We start from the raw sequence: 12177 nt of genomic DNA, 5'->3' as shown, positions 1-12177 counted from the left end.
TTAAATTTTAGTTTTCTTTCTCCTTTTCTTCCTCCAAGGCGCATTAATCTGAAAATCTCCAGCCATAATACAACCATAAGGCATTACTTTATCAATTACCTTACCTAAATCATATTCTTCCATTTGAGAACGAACCGTTTGTGCATTTTTATAAGCGCTGGGTAATTCAGAGATATCTATTTCTTTAGAAAAGAAACGAACATCTAATCCTTTCGTCTCCAGCTCAAACAAGGCTTCTTTCGTAAAATCTGCATTGTTTCTTTTATGCTGGGTTCGACTCATATTTCTGCCTGCACCGTGCGGAGCAAAACCTAAGTTCTTATTGGTTGTTTTACCTTCCACAATCAAAACAGGTTCAGCCATATTCAAGGGTATTAATCTTGGTCCCGTAATATCAGGCATAAATTTAGGATCCAACGGAGTTGCTCCTTTAGCATGATAGAACAAATCTCCGTCTTTGAAAACAAAATTATGTTCATTCCAGTAACGGTCTTCAGCTTCCATCTCTAGAACTTCTAAAGTGGAGTCATGAATACACTCATGGTTTAACTTGGTCCATTTCCTTATCGTCTGTAATGCACTCCAGTACAATTGGCCCTCTTCAGTTTCAAAAGGGATCCATGCATTTTGTTTTAATGCAGCTAGGCAAAGATCTTTTCTAAATCGTTCAGCGATGTGCATTCCTTTTTTATATAAACTAGCTCCTGGAGCTCTTGATCCGTGATGCGTAATCATCATAGTATTGCCTGTTTTTTCTGAAATACCAACAAACAAAAAGTGATTACCATCACCTTGGGTTCCTAAATGTTCTATTGCAAGGCTTATATCTTTAGGTGTATTCAAAAGTTTATTTGCTTTGAACTCAGCTAATAATTCTTCGGGTAATTTGTATTGTTTACCGCGAGGTCTTCCTCCAGGTCCAAAATGCGTAATTGAATGTGCGGCATCTAAAACCACTTTTGGATCTATTTTTCCGAAATCGGTTAACATTACCGAGCAACAGATGTCTGCACTATGCATACCTGGGTGGATAGCATTCTTTGCTACAATTACACCACCAACAGGTATTGTTCCTAGTGGTCCGGTAGGGCATGCATCTGGCATAATGGCACCGTTAACTGCAGTAGGCGTGCGCATCAAAACTTTCATTGAATCAACTACTTTCGTTACATTGGTCTCTTCCAGTTCATTTTCCGCTTTAATGTTTATAGCGAATTCGGCAGCTGTCGTGTGCAAGTTTATCATAGGAGGTAAACGATATTGTTCTAAGAACTCAAGCATAGCTTCTTCCTCCAATTGGTTGTTGTTTATATATTCGATGGCTTTAGGAAACCATTTTCCTGAGCGAAAACCTAAATCGATTAATTCTTTTCCTGTGATATTTACTGTATTTTTCATCTGTTTAACTTTTTTATTTTTAAAGGTCATATGCAATTCGCTATTGGAGATTTTATATAATTGGCAAATCTGTCTAGCTCATTTCATAATTTCTTTTAATTAGCTCTGCCGACTCCAATCGTTCGGCAGAGCGCTACATGAAGACTGTTTAACTGGTCTCCTTTATGATTTTGGTACAAACTTGAGAATCATGTACGCAGTTATTTTGCGTAGTTGAATTGTTTATAGAATTGTTCTCTTATTTCTACTAATAATTTGTTTATCGTATCCAAATCAGGTCTTTCCATAAGGCTTGATTTTTCATAGATATCATCTAATTCCAATCTTAACTTTTCTGCCCTTTTAACTAGCTCTTCATATTCGAATTCAGCGTTCTTTATGGACAAAAGAAAGTCTCTTTCTGTTCTTTTAATATTGATTCTACTATCTTTCCCAATTTCTTTCGCCATATGCAATAATCGAAAAGTATGCATCATATTTTTGGCATCGTAGTTTTTATTATGTGAGATATTGCTTTTGTATCGATCTTCATTTCTTTTTTCTACCCAAGACCAATATTCTTTATATTTTTTACAATAGGATGAATACCCATCTCTATTAAAATATAGAATAGCTACTGGCACCTCTGATTTAGGAATAGAACTCAGACAGACTTCATTCGCATTTTCTCGGGCGATTCCACTATACTTCATATAAGCATTATCGAATAGATTGTAACAGTCTTTCATGTGGCTTATTTTTGCCAATCCGCAACGGGTTGCATCGAGGTCTTCAGTTTCTAAAAATGTATGCAAAGGCACCGAACGTTTTTCTTTTCGAACAAAGCAAAAATCAGTAACAGATTTTCGTTCTTTTTCTACTGGGTTTACTATTTTTTTCTTTAACCCTCTTGCCTTTTTTATTTGAGTAAATGCATAATTGGCAAAAGTGTCCTTGCACAATTTTGAAAGGAAGTATTTAGATTTAAGCGTATCATATATAGGATGTTTTAAAAGAACACAATCTTCTGGTGCACTTAAAAGTTCAAGAATATTAGGATTGTTTTTTGAAAGAAGTTCCACGAATTTCTTGAGCTCATAATAAACAATATCATTCGTCTCGTTATTTATTTGACCCACATATTCTAATGAATAGTACTTTTCTTTTGGCAATATAAAAACTCCACGAATATCCGTATCCGAGGTAGGGGTAGCAAGTCCGTATGCTCTACTGCCGCTTATACATTCAAATATGATATTTCCTGAAGCTTTTAGTTCTTCTATTGTTTTCATTTGCTCAAGGTTTTATATAAAAAACTATCTATTCTATCTGTATCAGGGTTTCCGCCAAAAAGTGATTTTGCGTACTTCTCGTTAGTACAAATGACTCTTGTTATCAGTTCTATGACCTTTTCATTTCTAGAATGCAGATAACTTTCATTATTCTCTGATTTTATAACCATCAAATTTCTTATTTCATCTTCTTCACCCTTTTTAACTAGAGATAGCATTTTACTAAAAACAACTGGTGGCATTGTATTATGTTCTAGTATCCATTTACCCGCCAAAGCTGTTCGTAATGCATAAAACAAACTCTTTAGTTTTACTTTTTCATCCGTTAGTTTTTCTTCATATTTTTTGCTCATACTTAAATAATGGTACATACAAGCTACTGGAGAAAAGCAATCTTCAGCTATGGCTCTAAGTTCTTTTATAGATTCACTTTCCTCAATATAACTTATAGGAGAAAATAGATGTTCTAAAGCAGGTACGTTAGACTTTTTAAGAAGACGCAGCTTCTTTCGAAGTTCCCAACCAACAGCGTCAAAATCACCATCCATAATATCAATAGTATCTTTTTTTGCTGAAACAGATAGATACCAGTCTAGGGGATGAGTGTAAACAAATCGAACATCATAATCACTATCTGGTGATGCAAATCCCCAAGCTCTGCTACCTGATTCGCAAGCAAAAAGGATATCTACTTTTTTATTTTTTGCTAAATTGTTTAGTTTGTGTATCATCATTTCTCTAATTACGATACAAATATGACAATGTACTACGCAGTTATTTTGCGTAGTAAAAATTGATGTGTTATTTTTAGTAAAAATGAATTGAAATGGCTATCAATAAAAATGCACTTATCCGTTATAAAACCATTGATAAATGTCTTCAGAATACATACCGTCAATGGACATTAGATGATTTGATCGAAGCTTGTTCAGATGCCTTGTATGAATATGAGGGTCGTGAAATCAATGTAAGTAAGCGTACCGTGCAAATGGATATTCAATTAATGCGAAGCGATAAGTTGGGTTATAATGCACCCATAAAAGTTTACGATAAAAAATATTACAAGTACGAGGAGGATGAGTATTCCATTACTGATATTCCTTTAACAGAAAATGATATGAACGTACTTTCGGAGACTGTAGAAATGCTAAAACAATTTAAAGACTTTTCATTGTTTTCTGAATTAGGGGGCATTATTCAACGTTTAGAAGATAAGGTGTACACAGAGAAAACACATCAAGCTTCAATCATTCACTTAGACAAAAACGAGAACTTAAAAGGGCTTCATTGGTTAGATGAATTGTACCAAGCAATTCAGAAGAAAATAGTATTAACAATAGAGTATCAATCATTTAAAGCAAAGCAGTCTGGGTTGATTCAGTTTCATCCTATATTATTAAAAGAATTCAATAATCGATGGTTTCTAATTGGGAAAGGAGCAAAATCTAGAGGGGTCGTTAATCTAGCTCTAGACCGTATTAAAAGTGTTGATTACAATTTTGTTGAGCCTTATATTCAAGAAGATTTTAATGCAGATGAATTTTATAAGAATGTAATTGGAGTAACTGTAAACCAAGGAGAAAGAGCAGGTAATGTAAAGTTGTGGGTGCATCAAAGGCATGCACCGTATGTTGAAACAAAACCCTTACATCATTCGCAATGCATTGAAGAAAGAAATGAAGACGGTAGCATAGTTATAGGTATTAAGGTCAAATTGAATTTTGAGTTAGAGCGAATTATACTGGGTTACGGAGAAGCTATGAAGGTTATGCAGCCAGAGCGTTTAGTCAAACGCCTTGCCCTACGAGTAAATAAAGCAAAGAAGTTGTATGATGTAGAGTAAGCTTAACTCAATCGTGTCCATTAATTAGTATTAATAAAAAAAATCCTTGTTTAATTGATCATTAACAGTGCTTTTAATCACATAACTTCATTATTAAAGCAGGCTATTAGATTATTTAAATTAATATAATTCTAACTCCTTAGTTTCTTCTCAACCCCCTGTTTACGGCTTTCATACCCGCTATTTAAAGGCACTTCTTTAAGAGGAATTGCCCCAGGCTCTTCCATTTTATCAATAATAATTTCAAGATCTTCATCAGCCAATAAGGTTCTTATTTGGTCAATATTATCGCACCATGTCTCTTCTTCATTTTTATCGAGACTCGGCGATCTTTCATTACTTCGGTTTTCATCAGCTACAACGCGCGCCTGAATACGACTTAAGTTTGTAGGACTCATAATTTCAACTCCGTAAAGTGAATTTGATTCCTTTTTAACAACTAGGCGCCCGTCTTCAACCCAAGCAGTTTGCATATTGTCATTTATAGTATATCCAGCTTTCTCTAGGGCAGATGTAATGGCAATTCTTCTTGCTTCTACAATTTGGCTTTCAGAGGTATTTTCATAAAATGTTCGAGCCTTTTCTGCTGTTTCTAATACAAGGTCAAGTTCTATAGATTGAAGTATTTCTGTCCATTTTGGTACAAATTTAAAATCTTCTCCAAGTGTTTTTATTAGGAGCAAACTATTGCTGAGGTCTTCACGAGCTTCACGAAGTGCAAGTTCATTTTTAGTGAAGTCCGCAGCATCTATAATAAGGGAATCTAATTGCACCTCATAATTAAAATCGTTGGCATCAAGTTGTCCACAACGATCTATTAAGGTCTGTATTTTTACTTGAGACATTTCATAAACGTACATTTCTTTGAGCGTGTCTTCTAGTTTTTTAAGGCGAGATTTGGTTCTTGGTAGTTTGGCTTTCCAGTCAGTAACCAATAACATACTTTCGCCTTCAAACAAACGCTCTTGTAACTCCAGTTGCTCCTCAGATAACGCGTCAGCCTTGGAAATTGATTTTTGTAGCAGTTCATATAAGTTATCTACTTGTGACTTATATGTTTGTAAATGACTTTTTGTTAGGATACTAGGAGCATCAAAAGGGGCAAAAACAATATTTTTTTCTTTCGAAAGCGCTTTCAACTCATTATGGGTGCTTTTAAGTTGCCTAAATCTATCCCAATCTGAAGTTCTTTCGCTGGCGACTTTATGTTTAAGTTTCTTAAGTTCTGCATTTAAGTAAGCTATCTGCTGCGGTACTTCTAGCTCAATTTGTCGATAATCATCTATGGTTAAATTGGCATAATGTTCATGGGTTTCTAGAATCCCTTTCTTCAAATCATTATCTAATAGATTATTTTTTTGAGCATAATCTTCAGTTCGTTTTAAGGCATGTGCGAGTTGTGTGAGCCATCGATCTTTTATAATTTGACGTTCTTGAGGTGTAACAATACGTACTACTTTAGGTCCGCTCATGTATTTTGTATAAGTGCCAATTCAATGGCGTTTTTTAATTTTAATTGCTCCTCTTGCGTATTCTCAAGCCACTGATAAGAGGTGGTTCTGTGAATATGTGGAATGGACCTTTTCAAAACTTTAGGTCGCCACAATTCTCTATAACGAGCCTGCTTTAAAAGACTGTCATACGGGGCGTCACATTCTATACCCAATATAAAATGACCACGTTCTTTGTCTCTAATGGCAAGGTCCATATAGAATACGGAATTCTCATTGTCTTCTACGGTTTCATACCCTAAGCTTTCAACGAATGCTCTAACGATATTTTTAAATCCGTCATTTCTAACTTTTGTTATTTGCTGATGATCACCAGTGGATAAAAGACGTAAAGTTTTGGTAGCAATATCTATTTGCTCGTTAGAGTGTATTTCCGCGTAGTTAAGATAGGTTTGTATATAGTCCCGTGGTTTAGAGGCTAGTCTACCTGTAGACAAAATATCTGAAATTGCTTGGGTAGGCATAGAGGTGGCAATTACCACTTTGTTTCTTGCTCTCGTAATTGCCACATTAAGACGGCGTTCACCACCCCGATGACCTAGTGCACCAAAATTACGACGGAAAGCACCTAAAGGATTAATACCAAAAGTGGTACTGAACAAAATCATATCACGCTCATCTCCTTGAACATTTTCTACATTTTTAACAAAGAAGCCCATGTCTTCTCCATCTTGCTGCTTATTTCTTGCTATGGTAAGCGCACGACCAAAAGTGGCATTTTCAGCAGCGTATTCTTCAATAGTATCTTCTATGAGCTCCGCTTGTTTTTTATTGAAGGTAACAATACCGGTGCTTTGTCTTTCAGCTTCGGGTAGCGCCCAATGTTCGGCTAAATATTCAATTAGTGTATTTGCTTCTGCAACATTGGTTTGTTCGTCATAGATTCCGTTAACACGAAGAACTTCAATAGGCTTCACCACGGCAATTTCTTCTTTAGGGTGATATGCAGGAATATGAAGCATGGCGTCATAGAATGCATAATTGGAAAAATTGATAAGCGCCTTGTATTTTGATCGATAATGAATTTGTAGGGTAGTGGTAGGCAGAACGGTTTTAGCCAGTGATAAAAGATCCGGACTGTCTTTTACTTCTTTCTTATTCCACGCATCCTCATAATTTTCAAGCTCCTCTTCAGAATGGTCTTCGTCAAGTTCTGCCTGATCTAGTTCATCATCATTCTCTTCTAATTTTTTAGTGAAAAATCCTGTTGGGGGCATTTGTTTTTCATCACCACTTATTATCACCCGTTTTCCTCTATAAAGTGCAGGTATGGCATGATCCACTAGCATTTGCGATGCCTCGTCGAAAATAACAACATCGAACATACCGGCTTGTAGCGGTAATGCCTGAGAAACCACTTCTGGATTCATAAGCCAGACAGGTCTTAATTCTAACAGACCTAAAGGCTCACCTTCCGAAATAAATTCACGGAGTTTTTTGTAATTCTTACCTCTTAATCTGGTAATACTGTTCCATGCGGTTTGCGAATCTATATCATCAAAATTATAGTTTAAAGCTAAAATATTCTGATTAAGCGCTTTCATTGCCTCTAGATTTTCTTCTAGATCACTAATTTTATTTAGTACCTCACTCTCGGCCATAAGCATAGATGGGTATGACTTTTCTATACGCTGCTTCCAAGCCAATAAACCTTCACGATGTAGTGAAGTGGCAATGATAGTTGACCATTTTTCCTGAGAAAAACTAGATATTTCTTTTTCGTAGTTTCTTAGAACTGCGAATATTTCTATGAGCTTATTTTTAGACGGACTGTCATTGAAGCGTATTCTGAATTTTTGATAGGGAACAAAAACAGTCATATCAGCAATGATATTCTCCATAAGGTCTAGGTCGGTGTCGTTTTGCACTATTGCACCATTAAATGCTGAGACGGATTCTGGTGTTAACCATTTTTCTAGCACCTGTAACTTTTCAATAGATTGTTGCCTGTTTTTATAACGTTTGCTGGCACTTTCTAAAGCAACTGAAAATTCTGTATACCCATTTTCATTTCCGGTTTCTAAAACTGTTCTTGCTTCTTCTTTCGCTGGGCAGCTTCTTAAAATACGTACTAATGAGCTGGCTTGTTCAAGTTCACGCGCAGTTGATTTTATGTCTACCGCTAGTCGTCTTGGTTCTTCTATAACGAGCGAATTGGTTTTTAGCTTTACCAGATGTTGGGCATATTCATTACGGTAAGCTCTAAAATTGTTCTCATGGCTTACTGCAGTTTGTAATTCTCTAACGGTTTTTTCGGTTAATTGAAGATTGTGCTTATTCGCTACTTTTTTAAGTTGCGATTTAGATAGCCAATAGAAAGGATTGAGCACTTTTAAACTGGAAGTGCTCAAGTAGGTAGCACAAGCTTTATTTAATTTCAATACTTTTTCATCATCTAAAGAATCAAAATATTGAGCGAATCGGTCGTCTTGATAATTAGAGATGAGCTGTTCTACTTGCGCTAATAAATTGAGTAATTTATCATGAATATCATCTCCTATAGAGCGATTGTCAAATTCATCATATAGAAGGTCTAGCCAGAGTTGACTTTGAGAAGCCTGCGGTTTTGATACATTAAGTAATACCTCTTTATGTATAGCTAACCATTCACTATAATGGGCAGCGTTTGGGGTGTCTAACTTTCCAGAGGTTTCTTTAATGAATTGTACACGCTCTTTCTCTGCTTCGTAAAAGGTCTTTAGGTCATTGGTCAATACACTTTCTGTAGTGCTGTCAAAAGAAGTGACTTGAAGGTTTTGAAGATGGTTGTTTTCATATTTAGACGGAACCCAGTCTGTTATTAAACTACTTATTTCTTCAATATGGATGTTAAGCTTATTTCTAGTGCTGTTTTCAAAAAGCATTCTCAGCTCTGGAACTTCAATGTATTCTTTAGAAGTAATATCAATTAATTCTGAAAGTACATTACGATAGCTTAAACCAGAAGTTTCGTCTACAAGATGAATTTGATGCGATAGTACATCGAGATTAGCCTCTATTCGATCTATTTTTTTACCTAAATTTTCGCGTTTCTGAGCTAGGTTATCTAATGTATTTTGATTGTAAGGTTGAGAATAATAATGCGCTACTTGTTCTCGAATACCTTGTATTATGGGTTGGCGGTCTCTTGCTAAGTCTGTAATCAACAAAGCTCTCTTTTCTAGACCTACAGCCTGTAATCTTTTTAGAATAACTTGTATTGCAGCTCTTTTTTGAGAAATGACCAATACTTTTTCTTTACGACCAATACAATCTGAAATAATATTTACAATGGTCTGACTTTTCCCCGTACCCGGTGGACCTTCTATTACAATACCTGGAGCTGTTCTACTTTTTAGTACAGCATTATCTTGAGATGGGTCAATTGCCATTGTAGTGTAGCGGTCGTTTTCTGTACTATCGGCAACCTGTTCTATAATTTCAGGTTCAGAAATTTTTAAGATAGGCTCCATTGAAGAACCTGTATGCGGTAATTTTTGTAATAAACGTAAGTCTTCACTAATTGCTTGACCTGTGAAATTTGCATTAAAGAATACTGCAGATGGATGAAGCTCCGTTCCAACTTCACCTCTTTTAAAATTAACGCTAGGGTGGGCGGCAAGCTCGTTACTCTTGGCAGGAAAACATGCGCTAAAAGCATCTATAATTTCAGAACTATGCAACGATTGTCTCCCAAGAATCTCACGGCTTATTTTTTCTATTTTTTTGTAACTATCAGGATCTAATGTATTAGCAAGGGCGGGGTTCAGTCTCACTTCACCTTGGGTATAATCAAAACTGATTTTCAAAGATGTAGTTGCCCGTGAGCTAAAGTCTAGATGAACGGGCCATAATAAAATAGGCATTATGCGCGGCCTGTGGGTCATTTTCTGTTGGGCGATCAAAAAAGGAAAACCCATAAACAGGGAATCTAGACCCGTATCTCTTTTAAAATTGGCAGCTTTAAGCAGCATTCTTCTAGTGCGTCTTGCTAATAGTGCATTCTTATTGAAAGCCAAGGGGTCTACATTTTCAGTACCTGTAGACCTTTTAAGAATGTTTTGAACAAGTTTTTCCGTAGTTTTTAAACTTGTACCCAGTTCATTTAAATCTATACGAGCAGAGTGTTTTGATATGATTAACCTAACCAACGGTCCTCTAGAGGAGGCATAAACAACCTTTTTCTCAAAATGACGTAACAAGCTAGAGCCGTATTCATGTTTTGGTGGGGCAATCCATTGATTCTTGGGTACAGAAAGACACAAAACGGAAGGTATAATGGGCAATCGCTTTTCAATTCTAAAACGATCTGCCCATCTATCTAGCGCTTCATTATTACAGCGAGAGAAACCTTCTAAATGGTTGTTGAGCATCTCAAAAATCTCTAATCTATACTTTACAAGGCATGCTTCATAAAAAGGAATATTGAGTTCTAGATCATGCTTTTTTGCAAGTTTTTTCGTCTTGTTTAAAAGTTCTTCAAGTGTAATAAACTGATTACGGTTGGCACTTAAAACAAGTATCATATCTTCTTCCCGCACACGTAGATTACTCATAACATCTGAGAGACCGTCATTATGAGCATCCGGGTAGAGTCGGCGTAAGAAATCTAATTCAGATTTAAGTTTAACTCGAGAAGAACTAAGGCTGTAGATTAAAAACTTATCGTTGTCTAATTGAATTGTCTGATTTTTGGCTTTACGCGCAATGTTAGCTTTTCTTTCTTTAAGTTGTGTAAGCCACTTTTCTCGCTGGATACTTGCAAGATAATCGGGCACTTGGCTTTCAACAAGTTTGATAGCTTCTTTCGTATTCCCCATTAGCCATGCCGGGATTACGATCTGTCCACGCCAAGTTAACGGTAATGACTCGTTTAAGACCATTAAGGCTAGGGGGTAGCGCCATTCTAGCGCAATGTCTTCTTTGTTTCTAAGATTACGTACGGCAGCAGATTTTTGGTCATTACCAAGTACTTCACTTACCCAACTTGCAAGAGAACCAGAATTAAAAAGCGATAAGCCTTCTTCCCAATGTTCTTCTTCAGCAGCGGCCAGTGCAAAAAAAGCAACATTGGTGTAGCTTTCAGAACCTAACGTAATCTTCTTTTCTTTTTTTGTAGTTGTTGTATGCTGTTCTACAGGAGCTAAGACCTCTTCATTTTTGAGCCATTTATCAACCTGTTCCCAATTCCAACGTTTAACTGGGTCTCTGTAAAGTAATCCCTTAAGTAAAAGTAAAATGCGCTCATCAATAGAAGGCGGAATATCCACACCCCTAGTGATTAAATGTATCATAAAGGCTTTGTCATTGATATTGTCAAAGAAAGCCCCTTTGGTGATGTGCTCAAGAACGATCATACCTAAACTCCACCAATCTGAAGCAGGACTAATGCCACCAATAATAGCTTCTGGTGCGGTATATCTTGTGAGTTCAATAGGTGTGTCGGTATCTAGATCATAATCAGACAAACGTGCAGAACTATAATCTATAATTACAACATCAAAATTTTCAGAATCTCTAAGCAGTAGATTTTTAGGACAGATATCGCGATGGCGAATACCAGCCTCAGAAAAATCGTGTATTGCTCTGCCAACTTCATCTACTAATTTCTCAATTTTATCAAGCTCTAGGTAACCGAGTTTATCTATGGACCCACCATCTATACATTCGGAAACTTCAAAAAAGCGACCGTTCCATTCGCCAGTTTTTATAAGTGTGGCAATATGGTCGCTATCCATTTTATCCAATACCTTATAAATACTTTTGTCTGGCTCGCTATTTTCAAAATATAAGGTGAGAAAGTATTTTTTGTCGGCTGCGTCTTTAACAATAAAACATTCTTTGGTAGTGCGTTCTGCTTGTACTGTTTTTACAACTTTATATTCGTCTATTTGCTTAACATTATCATTTTCTTGTGGTACGGAAAGCGTTTCAATATCTGCGCCACATTCCATACACATAAAATCGTTTGGCTGTACTTCGTGTCCGTTAGTACAGTGGCGTGCATTAACAACCTCAGGGATATTTTCAATTTCTACCTTGCCCCCCTTTGGTGTTTGGGTAACGTTCATGAGCAACCAACTACACGTAGTGTCATTCACTGTATTTTGGCAGTACATTTCTTGAACGGGGCGTTCACTTTGGCAAGCAGGACAAACTCTTACAAATTCCATAA

General features: G+C 36.4%; 6 protein-coding genes. 1 reads left to right on the top strand and 5 read right to left on the bottom strand.

Going from position 1 to position 12177, the window contains the following annotated elements:
• The 3 genes from P177_RS13275 to P177_RS13265 form a co-directional block, all read right to left on the bottom strand.
• Nucleotides 1–1398, bottom strand: coding sequence for an RtcB family protein (locus P177_RS13275; protein ID WP_036158401.1), 1398 nt, complete (start codon nucleotides 1396–1398; stop codon nucleotides 1–3).
• A gap of 200 nt (nucleotides 1399–1598) precedes the next feature.
• Complete coding sequence (locus P177_RS13270; RefSeq protein ID WP_036155504.1) at nucleotides 1599–2669, bottom strand: nucleotidyltransferase domain-containing protein; 1071 nt, start codon at nucleotides 2667–2669, stop codon at nucleotides 1599–1601.
• Nucleotides 2666–3403: a nucleotidyltransferase domain-containing protein gene (locus P177_RS13265; protein WP_051941837.1), complete on the bottom strand. Its 738-nt coding sequence runs from the start codon at nucleotides 3401–3403 to the stop codon at nucleotides 2666–2668. Before P177_RS13265 ends, P177_RS13270 begins: the two co-directional genes overlap by 4 nt.
• 92 nt (nucleotides 3404–3495) lie before the next feature.
• Here P177_RS13265 and P177_RS13260 point away from each other — a divergent pair, with 92 nt between their 5' ends.
• The gene (locus P177_RS13260; RefSeq protein ID WP_036155501.1) at nucleotides 3496–4512 is read left to right on the top strand and encodes a helix-turn-helix transcriptional regulator; all 1017 of its coding nucleotides are present in this window, start codon (nucleotides 3496–3498) and stop codon (nucleotides 4510–4512) included.
• Between the two features lie 131 nt (nucleotides 4513–4643).
• Here the strand turns inward: P177_RS13260 and P177_RS13255 are convergent, their stop codons facing one another.
• Both P177_RS13255 and P177_RS13250 read right to left on the bottom strand, forming a co-directional pair.
• Nucleotides 4644–5984 (bottom strand): hypothetical protein, encoded by a 1341-nt coding sequence (locus P177_RS13255; RefSeq protein WP_036155499.1) that lies wholly within the window; start codon nucleotides 5982–5984, stop codon nucleotides 4644–4646.
• Entirely contained in the window at nucleotides 5981–12175 is a 6195-nt protein-coding gene (locus P177_RS13250; RefSeq protein ID WP_084684691.1) for a protein kinase domain-containing protein, read from the bottom strand. Before P177_RS13250 ends, P177_RS13255 begins: the two co-directional genes overlap by 4 nt.
• Nucleotides 12176–12177 lie beyond the last annotated feature (2 nt).

It is taken from the genome of Maribacter forsetii DSM 18668, assembly GCF_000744105.1.
Taxonomy (GTDB): Bacteria; Bacteroidota; Bacteroidia; order Flavobacteriales; family Flavobacteriaceae; genus Maribacter; species Maribacter forsetii.
The sequence above is the reverse complement of the archived record's forward strand: the minus strand, read 5'-3'. Positions and strand labels throughout refer to the sequence as shown.

Excerpts from the sequence above, each read along its gene's own strand:
- P177_RS13250 (WP_084684691.1), bottom strand. The coding sequence starts at position 12,175 with ATGGAATTTGTAAGAGTTTGTCCTGCTTGCCAAAGTGAACGCCCCGTT.
- P177_RS13275 (WP_036158401.1), bottom strand. The coding sequence starts at position 1,398 with ATGAAAAATACAGTAAATATCACAGGAAAAGAATTAATCGATTTAGGT.
- P177_RS13265 (WP_051941837.1), bottom strand. The coding sequence starts at position 3,403 with ATGATGATACACAAACTAAACAATTTAGCAAAAAATAAAAAAGTAGAT.
- P177_RS13270 (WP_036155504.1), bottom strand. The coding sequence starts at position 2,669 with ATGAAAACAATAGAAGAACTAAAAGCTTCAGGAAATATCATATTTGAA.
- P177_RS13260 (WP_036155501.1), top strand. The coding sequence starts at position 3,496 with ATGGCTATCAATAAAAATGCACTTATCCGTTATAAAACCATTGATAAA.
- P177_RS13255 (WP_036155499.1), bottom strand. The coding sequence starts at position 5,984 with ATGAGCGGACCTAAAGTAGTACGTATTGTTACACCTCAAGAACGTCAA.